At 54.3% G+C, this 15,616-nt stretch carries 16 protein-coding genes; 8 read left to right on the top strand and 8 right to left on the bottom strand.

The features are described from left to right. Window positions 1-24 precede the first annotated feature (24 nt). Complete coding sequence (locus BCV73_RS26235) at window positions 25-714, bottom strand: class I SAM-dependent methyltransferase (protein ID WP_089549117.1); 690 nt, start codon at window positions 712-714, stop codon at window positions 25-27. A 284-nt stretch (window positions 715-998) separates the two neighbouring features. On the opposite strand from BCV73_RS26235, the gene BCV73_RS26230 reads away from it, so the two are divergent. Together BCV73_RS26230 and BCV73_RS26225 are read left to right on the top strand one after the other, a co-directional pair. After that, complete coding sequence (locus tag BCV73_RS26230; RefSeq protein WP_084203986.1) at window positions 999-1,091, top strand: sporulation protein YjcZ; 93 nt, start codon at window positions 999-1,001, stop codon at window positions 1,089-1,091. A 344-nt stretch (window positions 1,092-1,435) separates the two neighbouring features. Next, window positions 1,436-2,890 (top strand): SulP family inorganic anion transporter, encoded by a 1,455-nt coding sequence (locus tag BCV73_RS26225; RefSeq protein WP_089549116.1) that lies wholly within the window; start codon window positions 1,436-1,438, stop codon window positions 2,888-2,890. A 97-nt stretch (window positions 2,891-2,987) separates the two neighbouring features. Here the strand turns inward: BCV73_RS26225 and BCV73_RS26220 are convergent, their stop codons facing one another. Further along, window positions 2,988-3,539, bottom strand: coding sequence for a GNAT family N-acetyltransferase (locus tag BCV73_RS26220; RefSeq protein WP_089549115.1), 552 nt, complete (start codon window positions 3,537-3,539; stop codon window positions 2,988-2,990). A 192-nt stretch (window positions 3,540-3,731) separates the two neighbouring features. On the opposite strand from BCV73_RS26220, the gene BCV73_RS26215 reads away from it, so the two are divergent. Continuing rightward, on the top strand, window positions 3,732-4,448 hold the full coding sequence (locus BCV73_RS26215; protein ID WP_089549114.1) for a glycoside hydrolase family 73 protein: 717 nt from the start codon (window positions 3,732-3,734) through the stop codon (window positions 4,446-4,448). A gap of 15 nt (window positions 4,449-4,463) precedes the next feature. On the opposite strand, the gene BCV73_RS26210 is transcribed toward BCV73_RS26215, so the two are convergent. After that, window positions 4,464-4,802: a L,D-transpeptidase gene (locus BCV73_RS26210; protein WP_076172839.1), complete on the bottom strand. Its 339-nt coding sequence runs from the start codon at window positions 4,800-4,802 to the stop codon at window positions 4,464-4,466. A gap of 59 nt (window positions 4,803-4,861) precedes the next feature. On the opposite strand from BCV73_RS26210, the gene BCV73_RS26205 reads away from it, so the two are divergent. After that, entirely contained in the window at window positions 4,862-5,887 is a 1,026-nt protein-coding gene (locus BCV73_RS26205) for a polysaccharide deacetylase family protein (protein ID WP_218828195.1), read from the top strand. A gap of 594 nt (window positions 5,888-6,481) precedes the next feature. Next, window positions 6,482-8,026 carry an HD-GYP domain-containing protein gene (locus tag BCV73_RS26200; RefSeq protein WP_089549112.1) on the top strand — a complete coding sequence of 515 codons (1,545 nt, stop codon included), beginning with the start codon at window positions 6,482-6,484 and terminating at the stop codon, window positions 8,024-8,026. 96 nt (window positions 8,027-8,122) lie between these two features. On the opposite strand, the gene BCV73_RS26195 is transcribed toward BCV73_RS26200, so the two are convergent. From BCV73_RS26195 to BCV73_RS26175, 5 genes are all read right to left on the bottom strand, one after another. Further along, window positions 8,123-9,268 carry an ABC transporter permease gene (locus BCV73_RS26195; protein ID WP_089549111.1) on the bottom strand — a complete coding sequence of 382 codons (1,146 nt, stop codon included), beginning with the start codon at window positions 9,266-9,268 and terminating at the stop codon, window positions 8,123-8,125. 95 nt (window positions 9,269-9,363) lie between these two features. After that, window positions 9,364-10,338 carry an ABC transporter ATP-binding protein gene (locus BCV73_RS26190; protein ID WP_244879412.1) on the bottom strand — a complete coding sequence of 325 codons (975 nt, stop codon included), beginning with the start codon at window positions 10,336-10,338 and terminating at the stop codon, window positions 9,364-9,366. 283 nt (window positions 10,339-10,621) lie between these two features. Next, window positions 10,622-11,392, bottom strand: coding sequence for an ABC transporter permease subunit (locus BCV73_RS26185; RefSeq protein WP_089549110.1), 771 nt, complete (start codon window positions 11,390-11,392; stop codon window positions 10,622-10,624). Continuing rightward, the gene (locus BCV73_RS26180; RefSeq protein WP_089549109.1) at window positions 11,392-12,105 is read right to left on the bottom strand and encodes an ABC transporter ATP-binding protein; all 714 of its coding nucleotides are present in this window, start codon (window positions 12,103-12,105) and stop codon (window positions 11,392-11,394) included. Before BCV73_RS26180 ends, BCV73_RS26185 begins: the two co-directional genes overlap by 1 nt. Beyond that, entirely contained in the window at window positions 12,102-12,509 is a 408-nt protein-coding gene (locus BCV73_RS26175; protein ID WP_076172845.1) for a GntR family transcriptional regulator, read from the bottom strand. Before BCV73_RS26175 ends, BCV73_RS26180 begins: the two co-directional genes overlap by 4 nt. Before the next feature lie 299 nt (window positions 12,510-12,808). On the opposite strand from BCV73_RS26175, the gene BCV73_RS26170 reads away from it, so the two are divergent. From BCV73_RS26170 to BCV73_RS26160, 3 genes are all read left to right on the top strand, one after another. Next, complete coding sequence (locus BCV73_RS26170) at window positions 12,809-13,012, top strand: CsbD family protein (protein ID WP_076172846.1); 204 nt, start codon at window positions 12,809-12,811, stop codon at window positions 13,010-13,012. A 367-nt stretch (window positions 13,013-13,379) separates the two neighbouring features. Continuing rightward, complete coding sequence (locus tag BCV73_RS26165) at window positions 13,380-14,885, top strand: sensor histidine kinase (protein ID WP_089549108.1); 1,506 nt, start codon at window positions 13,380-13,382, stop codon at window positions 14,883-14,885. A gap of 180 nt (window positions 14,886-15,065) precedes the next feature. After that, a complete protein-coding gene (locus BCV73_RS26160) occupies window positions 15,066-15,446 on the top strand; it encodes a RidA family protein (protein ID WP_076172848.1) in 381 nt (126 codons plus the stop codon). Window positions 15,447-15,616: the final 170 nt, after the last annotated feature.

Genomic DNA, 15,616 nt, shown 5'->3' with positions numbered 1-15,616 from the left:
GCGCTAAACAGAAAATCAGGGGGACTAAGAAGTCCGCCCTGATTTTTTTCCGTAAAACACCGCGAAGTCCAAATACTTGTACATACAGTCCACGTCTTCAAAGCCGGCCTCTTCCATCCACTGCATCTGGTCGGCGGCGGTAGCGTTGATATCCAGGCTTCTGCGTTCAATCGACGCCTGAATGGCTTCTTCCGGCAGACCGCTTGCCCTGATTTCTTCCAGCCAGCGTCTCCGGTAATATACGTCCGCCTGGTCGGTATGGCCTTTCACCTGATCGGCATTGACAAAGATGCCGCCTTCGTTCAGCAGCCGATGGATCGTGGCGAACAGCTGCCTTTTTTCCGGATGGGACAGATGATGAATGGAGAGGGAAGAGACGACGGCATCGTAAGTTTGCGTAAACGGATAACTGCTGTAATCCCCGGTAACATAATCTACATTCGGTACCTCGTGGAACCGCCGGCGGGCCTCCTGCAGCATGCTGTCGCTTAAATCCATCAGCGTAAGCCGTGCCTCAGGGTATTTGAGCAGTACCATGCTGGAGAACAGGCCTGTTCCGGCCCCCAGATCCAAAATACATGGAGTAGAATTGCCGCACTCCACCAGGGACAGGGCCATCCCGTAAAAGTCGTCGAAGCAGGGAATCAGTCCCCTCCGCTGCCGGTCATAGTCCTTTGCATTGGCGTCAAAAAGCTTGATCACAGATCTGTCCATCACCATTCTCCTTTACCCGTTGATTGTTGGAATTGACTTCATTGTACCGGCAGCCCGCTCATTATGGAAATATATAAACCGTATTATACTTATAGGTATTTCCTATATCGTTCCTTCCACGGAACAGCATTGATAAGCTCGATAGAGTTGTGGCGGCAAGGTCCTTTACCCCCGGGAACATCGCGCATTTTCATAGGGCAAATGGACTTGAATGATATTTGTCCAAACCGATTCTCCTTACGCGGCATACGATAGAGTATAAACAGGAGAGAGGGGGAGAAACCATGAGTGGTGTAGGAAACCCATTTACCTCAACGGGAGCCATCCTGGTTCTGTTTATTCTGCTCGTCATCATTACCAAATCCTTTATTTATTAATCCATGGGCCCAAGCGGTCCTTGGGCAACGAAGCTCCCGCCCTCCGGCGGGGCTTTCGCCATTTCATAAGAAAGGCAGATACCGCAGTATATACATATGGATTGAAAAAAGAAATATAGACGAGTAAATGGGAGAATGGATTAGTATACAGAGGGAAATAGCGCATACATGCAGTTTTGGGTTCAGACGATTATAACGCTATAATGAAAAACAGTGAACCATCGGACCCGGCGAACCTGAGAGTGGGGAGCCCGCTTGAAACACCCTGTAACATTTCATGAACGGATAGCAGCACGATCAGCGCTACAGATACAACTTTATATATCCACAGGAGGGATTATTTCTTGTTTTTGAACTGGATCAAACAAGGCTTCTTTAGCAATGTCAGAAAAGATATTTTGTCCGGTCTAACCGTTGCCTTTGCGCTTATTCCCGAAGCCATCGCGTTCTCCATTATGGCCGGTGTGGATCCGATGGTCGGTCTCTACGCATCCTTTGTGATTGCCGTGAGCATTTCGTTTTTCGGCGGACGCCCGGGGATGATATCAGCGGCCACCGGTGCCATGGCATCCTTGATGGGACCGATCGTTGCCAAGTACGGGATCGAGTATTTGTTTGCGACGACAGTGCTGACCGGCATTCTGCAGTGGATCATGGGGGCGCTGAAATTCGGGCGCTTCATCACATTTATCCCGCAATCGGTTATCGTGGGCTTTGTTAACGCGCTGGCGATCGTTATTTTTATGGCGCAGCTGCCGAATTTTGAAGGGGCAACCTGGATCATGTACTTGATGGTGGCCGCAACGCTGTTGATTATTTATCTGTTCCCGCTGCTCACTAAAGCGGTGCCTTCAGCGCTTGTCGCCATTATCGTCATGACGATCATTTCGGTGCTGACCCATGCCGATGTCCGTACGGTAGGCGATATGGGTACCATTACGCAGTCGCTTCCCGCATTTCATGTTCCGTCGGTTCCCTTGTCGTTTCATATGTTCCTGACGATTTTGCCTTATGCGCTGGCGCTCGCGGTCGTCGGCATGACCGAGACGCTCTTGACCGCCAACCTGGTGGATGAGCTGACCGATACCGGCAGCAACAAAAACCGCGAGATCAAGGGGCAGGGCATCGCCAACATCCTCACCGGCTTTTTCGGCGGGATGGCAGGCTGCGCCATGATCGGCCAGACGGTCATCAATGTGAAGTCGGGGGGCCGCTCCCGGCTGTCGACCTTTATTGCCGGCGCCTTTCTGCTGTTCCTGATCCTCGTGCTCGGCGATGTCGTCAAACAGGTGCCGATGGCGGCGCTGGTGGGCGTTATGATCATGGTGTCGGTGGGCACGTTCGACTGGCATTCTTTACGAACGATGAACAAGGTGCCGCTGGGTGACACGATCGTCATGGTCGTGACCGTCGTAATCGTGGTGGCCACGTCCAACCTGGCGATCGGCGTTGTGACCGGAGTCATTCTGAGCGCCCTGAATTTTGGCTGGAAAATGGCGCGTATTCACGCGCAGACCCATATCGATGAACATGGGGTAAAGGTGTACGAAATCAAAGGACAGATGTTTTTCGGAACGATGAACCATTTTGTGCATCTCTTCCATTACCAGGAGGATCCCGAGCAGATTGCGATTGACTTTTCCCACTCCCACGTTTGGGATCAGTCGGGCGTAAACGCCGTATCCAAGGTGCTGGCCAAGTATGAGGCGCTGGACAAAAAGGTGGCCGTCCGGGGATTGAATCCGGAGAGCCAGCGTATCATCGACAAGATTGGCGTAGCCTCGGTATCGTCCCATTAACCAACTCGTAAAACCTGCATTTTATATACGATATGAGAAAAGCCTTCCGGCAGGCCGGAAGGCTTTTTTGCGTAGTTATCCGCTTGAGGAGCGAAAGCTACCTCACCATTTTCTCATAAATATTAAACCCGCTCTCATGCTGGCCCTTCAGCGTAAAGCCGGCCCCGCTGTACAACCGGTTCAAGCCGGGGTTGTCGGCAATGCAGTCGAGACGGATTCGGTCTTTGCCTTGGAACCTTATTCCGGTCAATGCCCAGTGCAGAATAGCGCTGCCAAGACCCGTTCCCCCGAATTCGCGGTCAATGGCAAGCCGGTGCAGATAGACAGAGGTATCGTGCCCCTCTTCGCCCCACAGGTTGCGGTCCCATTCGCTCGCATGCTGCTGGAGGATGACGATGGCGGCAAGGCGCTCCTCCTTTTTGAACAGGAAGACGTCCCCTCGCAGGACCGCCTCGTCGATATGATGCCGATCCTCGCCGGTCAGCAGCTGATTCCACTGCTTGGAGCCTATGCTCTGAAGCCATTGCGCCGTTCGAAACAGCAGTCCCTGCGCGGCCGCGACATCTTCCGGACCGGCCTGAACGGCACGGATTTCCGGGGTAACCCACTCCTGATTGATGATAAAATGATCTGCTTTTGCCTGCTTCATACATCCACCCTCCAAGCGTTACATATGTTCTTATTGTAAGAAGCCGTGAAGAATTAGGCAAATGCCTCATACCGGAGCGGTCAGGAGATTTTTACATGACTCAGGTGCTCTGAAAACGTGGGGCGGCAGCTGCGTCCAGGCCGTTAGCAAGCGGTCAGCATTGTATGTACCAGAGGGCTGGGAGGGAGGATTATGAAGAAACAAAACTTTATCGCCATCATGGCACCGTTGGCTGAATTCGACCAGCTGCAGTCGGGTGTGCCGGCATCGCTCACGATCGCCCAGGCGGCCCTCGAATCCGCCTGGGGCACGAGCGAGCTGGCGGTGAAGGCCAACAATCTGTTCGGCATCAAGGGACAGGGCACCGCAGGAAGCATGCGCCTGCAGACCACCGAGTACGTTCGCGGCGTGGCCGGCCGGGTGATAGCCGACTTCCGCGCGTACAACAGCTGGGCCGAATCGGTGGCCGATCACTCAAGCCTGCTGATGAACGGCGTGTCCTGGGACCGTGACAAGTATGCCGGCGCGCTCCGCACAGACGGGCGATCGGCCGCCGCCGCGATCGGCGCCGCCGGTTATGCCACGGACCCGGAGTATGCAGATAAGCTAATCCGGATTATTGATCAATATAACCTGGACCAATACGATGCCTGGAAGGAGGGGGCGCATATGACCCCTGAGGAAAAGGCAGCATTTAGCGAGCTGCAGAACACGGTTGCGAAGCAGGCGGAATGGATCAAGCAGCAGCAGGCGCTGTTAAGCATGCCCTGCCCGGACTGGGCGAAGGAGGCTTACCGCTATTACAAGCCTTATATTGCAGATGAAACGGGAAGTTATGATTTCTGGCGGCAGCTGGTGATCCAGTACCGCAAAGAGAAGGGAATCAAGGTCGTTTCGGACCAAGACTGACGGCACTTACAGCCATTACGGCCGGATGGTCACTCTTGTATTCACAGGAACGTAGGAAGACAAATCCAGCACATCCTCATTGTGCATCCGGATGCAGCCGTGGGAGACTTCCCGTCCGATAGAGGCGGGATCATTGGTTCCGTGAATGCCGTAATGGGGCTTGGAGAGGCCCATCCACAGCACCCCGAACGGTCCGCCGGGATTTTCCTGTTTATTGACAATCGTGAACTCCCCGGTCGGGGTTTTCGTCACCATTTTTCCGATGCCTACGGGATAGGATTTGACGGTCTGGTCGCCGTCCAGCAAATATAACGTGCGCTCCGACAGGTCGACGATGATCCGGTATTTTGGCATTTGCATCACTCCTTGCTTCCAGAGTATGTTTATAGAGCGGGGGATGCATCCCTTTGCAAGTGAATTTATGGAACGAAGGGGATTGGAACGTGATGCTGAGAAAAAAAATTATCCTCTACTGCACCTTTTCCGTGCTTGTGCTGTTCGCGGCATTTTTCGTCTGGAGGCAGGGCCCTTATGTGTATCATTTGGTTCGTTATCCCGGAAGGCCCCACATCAAAAAGGAAGAGGGCGGTGTTCCGGCATACAGCTTTATTTCGACCAAGCCGACGCCAGGTGCGGTGTATTATAAAAACAAAGTCATCACGCTGATGTACCACGACGTCTCTCCGCGTCCGATCAATGACAAGAGTCTGGATACCGCTGTATTCGAGGAGCAGCTCCAGGCCATGAAGGCAAACGGATTCCATTGGATTACGATGGAGCAGTACGCCGACTTCGTCACCCGGCATCAGCCGGTGCCGGACAACGCCGTGCTGATGACGTTTGACGACGGCTATGAGACGTTCTATACCAATGTGTTCCCGATCCTGAAGAAGTACCACGTGCCGGCAACGAATTTTCTGATCGTGTCGACGGTGGGGAATCCGAAGCATCCCGGACTGCCGAAGCTGACCTGGGCCCAGGTCAAGCTCATGCACCGGAGTGGTATCGACTTTTACAGCCATACGTTTGATTCGCACGCTTATGCTTATGTTCGCCCCGAAGGGAAAACCCATGACAGGCTGGAGCCGATGCTGATGGGACCGGAGCATAACAAAACCACCGGGCATGTGGAGACGGAGCAGGAGTATATTCGGCGGGTGAAGGGTGATTTAACCCGGGCGGATCAAATCCTCCGGAATAAAATCGGCAACCGCCGCGATATTCTCGCTTTTCCCTACGGCGGCTATACGCAGCAGGTGCTGGGTCTCTGCCGCAATCTCGGCATTCAAGTAGTCTTTACCGTCAAACCGGGAATCGACGGCCCCGGGCAGTACATGGGATACCGGGTCAACGCGGGCGGCATGGACAATAACCCGATTGCGCTCATTGAATCGATGAAGCATGCGGAGTCGCTCCGCGGATACAGCAAAGCCGGCTAAGCCTCCTGACGAGAGAAGGAAGTGGCAGTAGGCCGTAAATACATTGGAAAATATGGATAACCCCCCGGACATTTCTCCGGGGGGTTTGGCTTTGGCGGCGCAGCGGCCGCCTCATATATTTAACCCCTGACAGCCGTTCAAGGCTGCAGTCTGGTTCCTTGTTCTAGTTCGTTAACAGAATAATGACTTCCAAAACAACAAAAGCCCTGCCTCTCTTTTGTCCTTGCGGCTCCGATGACCGCGCCAGCGTGAATCAGAAATAGCATCTTAAATCTCATACTTCGCATTGGGTTATTTCAAAATAGGAAATTAAGTCTTCGAGGTTGAAGATTTATTCTTTCTTGCGGGGAACGAAAAGGGTTAAATGAAGTTATATTCACATAATATATCACATATTCTTTATAAATGCAATAGGAAATTATATCGCCCACCAGACTTGTATAAATGTGCAAAAGCGCCATTTCATACGGAGGGATTTTATGATAAAAGTTGGTTTTTGTCGCTGGTTCATGTCACATTTTGGGATGAAATAACCGATATTCTTAATAGTGCTGCGCCGAACGGCCTATATTGATGAAAAAGGAAGGCTGGCTTATGGATACCGATTCTACCCGTTTGCAGGGGGTTGCCCTGTATTATGCTTTTCGGAACAAATTGGTACGGAATTATATTTTCGGATCGCTATTCGCGGTATGGATCGTGGGCAGCGCTCTCGTTCTGACCACGATCAGCATTTCTCCGCAGGAGATCAAACGGCTGGCGATCATCTTTGCTTGCTCCATGGCGGTCATGGTCGCGGTGGAATCCTGGATATTCACGCGGCACGTTCGGCCGATCCGGCAGGGCTTGTTCTGCCGGACCTGTACGGTTCAGACCATTGAAACAGCCTACCGTCAGGCACATAAGCTGCCGCAGCTGGCGGTGTTCCGGATTTTGGTCCCGCATTTCCTCGGGCTTGCCGTACCTGCGGCCGGCTTGACACTGTGGCAAATGAGCCGTGGCCTTCTTCATTTCCCGCCGATTTATGTTGCGGCTGCGGCAGCCGGCGCCTTCCTCGTAGCCAGCATGCATGCGATGATCGAATTTTTTCTGACGACGGCGACGGTCCGGCCGCTGATGGGGGAATTTCATCGGCTCGCCCAGGAAACGCACCGCATTGAGCTGAATCCGGAGGGGCATGTCGTCTTGTCCATCCGTCCGAAGTTTCTGCTCAGCGCCATGCTGATCGGTACCTCGCCGCTCCTGCTGTTCACCCTGGCTGCCCAGATTCGGCTGGGCAATTTAAACGAGGAAATGATGACCGGGTACTGGGGCTGGGCGGGGCTGATCCTGCTGGTCGACATCATTTTTACGTATACGGGTGCCAGGCTGTTGACCCATGAGGTGGAGCGGCCGATCTCCCATCTGTACGACGCCATGAATCATGTCAAGGATGGCCGGCTGAAGACGGTCCAAAACGTGTATTCGGACGAGTTCTCCCGGCTGGCCACCGGCTTCAACATGATGGTCCGGGCGCTTCAGTCGCGTGAAGCCCAGACCCGGGCGATGCTGGACAGCTACTTTGTGACCCTCGCCGTTGCGCTCGATGCCAGAGACGCCTACACGGCAGGGCATTCCTTGCGGGTGGCCGAATATTCGGAGCTGATCGGGCGGCTCAGCAGGATGACTGAGGAGGATATCAACGTGATCCGCCAGTCGGCGCTGCTGCATGACATCGGGAAAATCGGCATCCGGGACACCGTTCTGTTGAAGGAAGGGCGTCTAACGGAAGAGGAGTTCGACCAAATCAAGGCCCATCCGGTGCTTGGTGAGACGATTCTGAAGCAGATCGAGCCGAAGGATGCCATGGCGCCGCTCCTTCCCGGCGTAAGGTCCCATCATGAGCGATATGACGGGAAAGGGTATCCGGACGGACTGGCCGGAGACGATATCCCGCTGCTCGGGAGAATTATCGCCGTAGCCGACGCCTTTGATGCGATGACTTCGGATCGGCCATACCGTAAAGGCATGGATGTCGCCAAGGCGCTGTCCATTCTCGAAGAGGGCGGAGGGACGCAGTGGGATCCGGAATACGCCCGCATTTTTGTCGACTATATGAGAAATCAAAGGTTGGGAAAAGCGGCAGGCGACGATACATAAGCGATGACCAAGGATCGGAAACCAAGAAAACCTCCCGGCCGTGAAGGATGACTTCCGGACGGGAGGTTTTTCGTCGTTTTGAACGTTGATAAGGAATCAGTTGGCAGCCGAGCGCAGGAACCCTGGCAGACGGAAGAATGCAACCAGGAGGCCGGCGGCCCCGAACGTCAGGAGAATAAGGGCAGGTCCCGCAACGTCGCCGAGATGGGCGCCATGAGCGATAATGTTCTGCAGCGAGTGCAGCGCCCAGTACTGCGGCAGAAAGTGCCCGACGGTCTGTACGGATTGCGGAAGCAGGTAAGACGGTACCCACAGGCCACCCAGCATGGCACCGCCCATGGCAATGACCTGGGTGATGACCATGGCAGCTCCCTCGCCGGGCACCAGGAAGGATAAGCCGAGCCCGATGCCGGTTCCGCAGATGCTGAGGCTGAGCACAATCAAGGTAAGGGCGGCGACGTCGCCAAGCTTCACGTCATAGACGAAGTGGCCGAAGGCGAACAGGACAACACACTGGGCGATAACCGTCAGGATGAAGGGCACCCACATCCCGACCAGATACTGCAGCGGCTTTACGCGCGTGCTGCGAATGCGGGACAGAAGGCCGGTTTTCTTTTCGTCAAAGAAGCGGCGGGCCATCGTGATCATAATGTAGAAGACGAACATGACGGTCATGCTGGGGACCATGGAGTCCATATAGCTGATATGGTCGGACGTCGTCGCCACATCTTTAATCTGGATCGGGGAGGCCAGCGCCTGCTCTGCCTGCTCCTTGGAATCTCCCTTGGCCAGCAGGACATCCGTCAGCTTCTGCTCGCGATATTGGCTGGAAATGCTGCTAAGGATCGCCTGAATCGGCGCAAGCTCGGTCTGTGCGGTAGGGTCCTGGTACAGCTGAATATCCGCGGGACTGCCTTCCTTCATGGCTTTTTCGAATCCGGCGGGAATGACGAGCATGGCCGAGAACTGGCCCTGTTTCATTCTGTCGACCTGGTCGTCCAGGGTGGATGACGATTCCAGCTTCACGTCCATAATCCCCTGCATTTGCTTCACAAAGGCTTGGGACGCGGCGGATTGATCCTGGTCGATCGTGCGGATGGATACGGAGGAACTGTCGCCTCCGGCACTGTTGAAAATCGTACCGAACATGGCGATGAACAGGATTGGCATCAGCAGCAGGAAGAAGAAGCTTTTGCGGTCTTTGCGGATCAGCCGCAATTCTTTGATAATCATGGCTCTCATGGGTTTTGCTCCTTTGCTTGTTCATTTCTTTGCTTGTTTCATACGATGAACGATTTATCACCTTAATGAGTGAGAGGGATGCTTGTGAAAAAGAATTAATCCCGGAGTGCGGTACCGGTTACCCGCAGGAATACGTTCTCCAGCGAGGGACGGACGATTTCCAGCTGCTTCACGTCCCAGCTGTGCTGGGAAGCGAGGCGAAGCAGTCGCTGCATCACGCCATGCAGATTTTCCGTTTCCAGCACGTATCCGGAGCCTTCCTTGCGGACCGCGGTTACATCCGGGTCTTCCGGTAGGTGATGGGCTCCTGCAATTTCCACGTAAATGGCCTTCTGTCCGTAATTCTCCAGCAGTTCCCCGAGCGGGCCCATCGCCTTGATCGTGCCCTGATCCATAATGGCCACTTCATCGCACAGCGCTTCGACTTCCTCCATGTAGTGGGTGGAGTAGATGATCGTCACGCCTTCGCGGTTCAGGTCGCGGATCATTTCGAAGATGTGGTTCCGCGACTGCGGATCGATCCCAACCGTCGGCTCGTCGAGAATCAGCAGCTTGGGACGGTGGAGGAGCGCGGCGGCGATGTTAATCCGGCGCTTCATGCCTCCCGAGAACGTGCCGACTTCCTCTTTGGCCCGGTCCAGCAGACCGGTCTGGGTCAGTACCTCGTGGATGCGCTGCTTCAGCATTTTGCCCCGGACACCGTAAGCCTCACCGAAAAACTCCAGATTGTCATAAGCGGACAGCTTATCGTACAGCGTAATTTCCTGCGGGACGTAGCCGATATATTTCGATACGGCGTCCGGATTTTTGGTCGCCTCCTTGCCGAGCAGCCGGACGGAGCCGCTGTCGGCCTGGACAATGCCGGTCAAAATTTTCATCGTGGTGGACTTTCCCGCGCCGTTCGGTCCGAGGAAGCCAAACGAAGTGCCGGCTTTCAGAGAGAAGCTCACGTCCTGGAGCGCCTGTTTCTTCGGATAGGATTTGCGGAGCCGGGAAACCTCTAGCATATAATCGTTGTTATAAGAAGTCTGATTAGATTCGGCGGTGTTGCGAGCCGTCGTTTGGATCATAGGGACAACCTCCTAAAAGTTTTGTGAAGCATAGCCTCAAAGCAAAATCGTCGCAGCAAAACTAGCACCGGAAGCATAAGCTTAAGTTTTGTGAAGCATAACCTCAAAGCAAAATCGTCGCAGCAAAACTAGCACCGGAAGCATCGGCTAAAGTTTTGTGAAGCAGCATGTTTGCAAAATGACGGGCCGCCGGCAGTACCGGCTCGTGCGGATGAACGAAAGGCTTCCGGCGGCCACGTTGAATATCCCGTTAAGTTTATAGAAGAAAAGCGTTTTGAACTTGCTACAGATCCAGCTTTTTATCCATGACGTATGTCACCGCCCGGATCAGGCCATAGGCTACCGCCCAGCTGCCGATGATGATTGCCGGAAGCTCCCATGGAAAGGGGAAGAACGTCGCCGGTCCTGCGGTTTCCAGCCGGCCTTCAGGCAGCAAATACTCGTTCATGTTGGAGTATACGATGCTGAAGCCTCCCATAAATAGAATCCAGAGGAGCGGTGTCAGCGGCTTGGCGGTGCTGTACATGACGCTAATGGTCAGCATGCCTGCGGCTATGATGAAAGGGGTCAGGCCGGCGACGACGGTCAGCCAGTTAATGCCCGTAATCATAAAAGAGACGGCCATGTCGTAGGTGTAATGATCGATGGTTGAGGTCAGAATAAGCACGTACGCCGATAAGGCGATGTAAATGGCGATCATTGCGATCCATACCTTCAAGCAGTTACCGAGCCATTTGGCGGCAATAAGGCGAAATCTCGGGATCGGGAGCGTCAGCCACCAGCCGTACGTATCGTTGGACCATTCTCTTTTTACAGCGCCGTATCCCAGGAAGAAGATCCAGTAAGGGAAAGCCAGCGTCATATACCAGAAGCTGCTCAGTTCTAGGTCGTTACGTGCCGCCAGATAAGTGGTGACGATGACCACCGCTGCAGCAACAATCAGGATATAAGCGGCACACCAGCTTCTGGATAAGCGGACGCGGTTCAGTTTTCTCCAGCTGCCCCGCACCATAAACTCATGCTGGACAAGGTCCATAAACGTGCCTGATGACATCAACGCTGCCACTCCTTTGCGTACATTTTACGGAATACATCGCGCAGTGAACCGTATTCCGCCCTCAAGCTTTCGGTGTCGCCGGACCAGATCGCCTGACCCTGCTTCATCATGACCGTGTAATCGAACAACCCTTCAACCTCCTGAATATCATGGGTGCTGATCAGGACGGACTGCCCGCTGTCCTCGAGGTAGTCGATGATGCCGGCCACAATCGCCTCCCGTGACATGACGTCGATGCCGGTAAAAGGCTCGTCGAGAATAATGAGGGACACTTCCCGGGCAAGGCACTGAATCAGCATAACGCGGGCTTCCTGGCCCTTGCTCATTCCGCCGATTCTCGCATCCAGTTCAACATCCATATAATCCGCCAGGCGGATGGCCTGTTCCATCGAGAAGCGAGGCAGGAAGGACTCTCCCCATTCGAACGCCTGCCGCACCGTATGGTTCGGATACCAGCGGGCCCGATCGGGGAGGTAGGCGATGTGGCGGTTGGTTTCCCAGCCGGGCTTCGAGCCGAGCACTTCCACGGTGCCCCGGTCTGGCCGGACGAGGCCGGTAAGCATCCGGAATAACGTGGATTTGCCGCAGCCATTCGGGCCCAGAATACCGGTGATCCGCCCTTCGGGAACGGTGATGTTCAGCCCGTTTAGCGCCTGCTTCTTCCCATAGGCCTTGCTTACTTGTTCACATCGCAGTATCGGTGCCGTCATCGCATGGATCCTCCTTCCTCCGCGTCGTATTTTTGTTCAATATAGGACTGGATATCGTTCCAGGTTAGTCCGAGGCTTTCCATTTGATCCATAAAGCTGTCGATATATTTGGCCGCGAGCGCCGTTCGGAACGACCGGACATGCTCCGGGGAAGAGGTGACGAAGGTTCCTTGACCCCGCCGTTTCTCGGTAAGTCCGTCCCGTTCAAGCTCCTGATAAGCCCGCATGACGGTGTTCGGGTTCACCCGAAGCTCTTGAGCCAGCTCGCGCACAGAAGGCATCTTGTCTCCCAATCCAATCTCTCCTTTGGCAATGGCGCTGCGCACCTGATCCAGAATTTGTTCATATAAAGGTTGGCTGAAGTCGATGTGGAACCGCAGCGGGCCAACCTGTTGGTCTTCCATGGCCTTCCCTCCTAAAAGCTCTGCTGGGTCTGGAAGCACAGCTTTCCTTCTCGGCATAAGTGCAAATGTTCAGGTCACTTATGTGATTTAAGTGTATTATATCACTTAATACACTTAATGCAATAGGCGATCAATATGTTGGTTAAAATCTTTTTCGCACCGGTTTATGGCTATGAAGATTGGGGCAGCATTGCTGGTGCTCGTTGGATTCAGCCCGCGTTCCTTCGGGTAATAAAGAACTACAGGCGGAGCGGATAGTTCCGCCGACCAACAACTTATACCGAGAGGAGCTGATCCTCATGGATCATAACGTATTCAAGGGAAAATGGAATCAACTGAAAGGCGAAGCCAAAAAGCAGTGGGGCGAGCTGACGGATGACGATTTGGATAAAATCGGCGGCGAAAAGGACAAGCTGATCGGCAAGCTTCAGGAGCGCTATGGCCATTCCAAGGACGCCGCGGAAAAAGAGTACCATGACTGGACGCGTTCGCGTCAGTTGTAGGCCTCTTCGTCCTGCGGTCGGCATGTGGAAATAACAAAAGGCGCAGCGAATCTCCGGCAACCGGGGGGCGCTGCGCTTCTTTCGGGTGTTCACCTACCTAACCCAAGTACGCCCTGCCCTCACCTGAATGACTTCAAGCACGCCATCCGCCATAGACTTACCTCAAAGGTCTGAGCGGTTACCCACAAGAAGGTTCCCCATTTACCCGGTATGGGCCGCAACATCAGCGAGAATCCCCCAGCTTCGGCGGGCTGCCGCGGTAATCCCGGCTTAGCCCGGCATCGTTTTATATATAAATTCTGGATATATGGATCTGCCATGATATGATATGAGAGCACGGCTAATATCCATCTTCAGGAGTGAGTACATGGATTTTTGCAAAATATTTCTTGGGAACACGGCCCTGCTCATAGCGGCTGCCTACTTGGCCAACCTAGTCTACAAATATGGACTTGCCCGTGCCCCTAAACATGTGAAATACACCTGCTCGGTGCTGTTGATCATCTTTTGCGGATGGCTGAGCATGGTTTTCGGATACAAGCTTAGCGAAAATGTGATTTTCGATCTCCGGATCATCCCCCTCATCATTGCGACGGTTACTTACGCTGAGCCGGTGACGCTGGTCATTATCGGCATCGGCATCGGATTCGCGCGCCTTACGTTCGGCGTGAACGAGGCCTCGGTCGCCGGTTTGTTCAATCTGTGCATTTTGGGCGCTGCGGCGGCACTGCTCAATATGTGGATGAGACGCAAGGGATTCAGTCTTGTGACCCGCGGCTTCCTGGCCATTCTGGTCTTGAACGTACTGAATTGTATCGATATTGCCTTTTTAGGGGTTATTCCTGCCGCTCATTATTTTGAAACGATCATGCCGGCCACGCTTCCGCTCACCCTCTTGCTGAGTTTGATCTTTTCATTGATCCTCCGCGATTTTCAGCTTGAAGCAGCCCGCACCATCCAGCTCAAACAAAGCAACGTGCTGCTGTCGGCCCAGGCCGAAGAGCTGCATCAGGCCAAGCGCGTGCTGGAGGAACGGGCCAAAGAGCTGGCGAGGTCCTCGCGCTACAAAACGGAGTTTCTGGCGAACATGTCCCATGAGCTGCGCACTCCTTTGAACAGCATCATCAATTTTGCCGAGCTGATCAGCGACAACGACGACAGCCGCACCAAGGAGGAAATGGCCGAGTACGGTGAAATTATCCACCAGTCGGGCTATGAGCTTCTGCGCATCATCAACGACATTCTGGACTTGTCGAAGGTGGAGGCCGGTCGGCTGGAAATCATGCGTGAAGAGATGAATATCAGTGAAATTCCGCAGCTGCTGCAAATGCATTTTGAACTGGTCGCCCAAAAAGAAAACGTCGGCTTCTCCATCAAGCTGGATCCCTCGCTGCCGGAAACGTTCCGGACCGATCCGAGCCGGGTGCAGCAGATTTTGAGGAATTTGCTGTCCAATGCTTTCAAGTTTACCCATCAGGGAAAGGTGAGCCTCGTCATCCGTGCGGAGCATAACCCGGAGGGAAAGCTTGCGGGCTCATGGATCGTGTTCGACGTTCAAGATACCGGTATCGGCATTTCGCCGCCGCAGCAGCGGCGGATCTTTGAAGCGTTCGCCCAGGCGGACGGCTCCATCAGCCGGAAATACGGCGGGACGGGCCTCGGGCTCTCGATCAGCCGGGACCTGGCGCATCTGCTGGGAGGGTTTATCCGGCTGGAGAGCAAAGTGGGGAGGGGCAGCTGTTTTTCGCTCTATTTGCCGCTGGTAAGCGAAGCGGAGGAATGTGCCACCCTGGAAATCACCCCATCCGCCGGCGGAGTGGAGCAGAAGGCGCTGCTTCCGGGACGCACCGGAACGGTTCCGGGCCTGGAATAACCGTCTTTTCGCTGCTCATATACGCAGAGCGGTCCCTGGAGCCAGAGCTGGAGAAGGTGGGTGACGGGCAGCTTGCAATCGAGGCAGCCGCACGCCTGGAGCAGCGCGGTGCCGTATTGCAACTTGGCCAACCTCTGTTTACAATGAGAAGGATAGTACGAAGACGAAAGGGTGACTTCCATGAGTAAAAAGGTGATTTCGACCGAGTCCGCGCCAGGAGCGATCGGACCTTACAGCCAGGCCGTTCAGGTCGGCGACTTTATTTTCACATCGGGACAATTGGGGCTCGACCCGGCGACCGGTGAGTTCGGCAGCGGCGTTCAGGAGCAGGCCCGCCTGGCTCTGAACAACGTGAAGGCGATTCTTGAAGCAGCAGGGAGCAGCCTGGATCAAGTGGTCAAGACGACCGTGTTCCTGAAAGACATGAACGATTTTGCCGCGGTCAACGAGATTTACAGCTCCTTCTTCACCGAGCCTTACCCTGCGCGCAGTGCCGTTGAGGTCGCACGCTTGCCGAAAGACGGCTTGGTGGAAATCGAGACGATTGCCGCCGTTAAATAGATCGGAAGCTACATATCCTATAGAAAGCCGGACTTTGCCCGGGGCGCAGCCCCGTTCGCAAAGCCCGGCTTTTTTGTGTTGTTTATATCTCGGGTCTCCCCGCAAAGTATCTGATATACGCCTGAGTAGAGGTCTCCACTTTGTGGGGTGATTTTCGGGTCTCCCCGCAA

Origin of the sequence: Paenibacillus sp. SSG-1, from assembly GCF_002224835.1 — a bacterium.
GTDB classification, from domain to species: Bacteria; Bacillota; Bacilli; order Paenibacillales; family Paenibacillaceae; genus Paenibacillus_AQ; species Paenibacillus_AQ favisporus.
This window is presented reverse-complemented; position numbering and strand designations above follow the sequence as displayed.

Bases quoted from the DNA above. Each gene is read 5' to 3' on its own strand.
- BCV73_RS26235 (WP_089549117.1), bottom strand. From the start codon at position 714: ATGGACAGATCTGTGATCAAGCTTTTTGACGCCAATGCAAAGGACTAT.
- BCV73_RS26230 (WP_084203986.1), top strand. From the start codon at position 999: ATGAGTGGTGTAGGAAACCCATTTACCTCAACGGGAGCCATCCTGGTT.
- BCV73_RS26220 (WP_089549115.1), bottom strand. From the start codon at position 3,539: ATGAAGCAGGCAAAAGCAGATCATTTTATCATCAATCAGGAGTGGGTT.
- BCV73_RS26215 (WP_089549114.1), top strand. From the start codon at position 3,732: ATGAAGAAACAAAACTTTATCGCCATCATGGCACCGTTGGCTGAATTC.
- BCV73_RS26210 (WP_076172839.1), bottom strand. From the start codon at position 4,802: ATGCCAAAATACCGGATCATCGTCGACCTGTCGGAGCGCACGTTATAT.
- BCV73_RS26200 (WP_089549112.1), top strand. From the start codon at position 6,482: ATGGATACCGATTCTACCCGTTTGCAGGGGGTTGCCCTGTATTATGCT.
- BCV73_RS26195 (WP_089549111.1), bottom strand. From the start codon at position 9,268: ATGAGAGCCATGATTATCAAAGAATTGCGGCTGATCCGCAAAGACCGC.
- BCV73_RS26190 (WP_244879412.1), bottom strand. From the start codon at position 10,338: ATGATCCAAACGACGGCTCGCAACACCGCCGAATCTAATCAGACTTCT.
- BCV73_RS26185 (WP_089549110.1), bottom strand. From the start codon at position 11,392: ATGTCATCAGGCACGTTTATGGACCTTGTCCAGCATGAGTTTATGGTG.
- BCV73_RS26180 (WP_089549109.1), bottom strand. From the start codon at position 12,105: ATGACGGCACCGATACTGCGATGTGAACAAGTAAGCAAGGCCTATGGG.
- BCV73_RS26175 (WP_076172845.1), bottom strand. From the start codon at position 12,509: ATGGAAGACCAACAGGTTGGCCCGCTGCGGTTCCACATCGACTTCAGC.
- BCV73_RS26170 (WP_076172846.1), top strand. From the start codon at position 12,809: ATGGATCATAACGTATTCAAGGGAAAATGGAATCAACTGAAAGGCGAA.
- BCV73_RS26165 (WP_089549108.1), top strand. From the start codon at position 13,380: ATGGATTTTTGCAAAATATTTCTTGGGAACACGGCCCTGCTCATAGCG.
- BCV73_RS26160 (WP_076172848.1), top strand. From the start codon at position 15,066: ATGAGTAAAAAGGTGATTTCGACCGAGTCCGCGCCAGGAGCGATCGGA.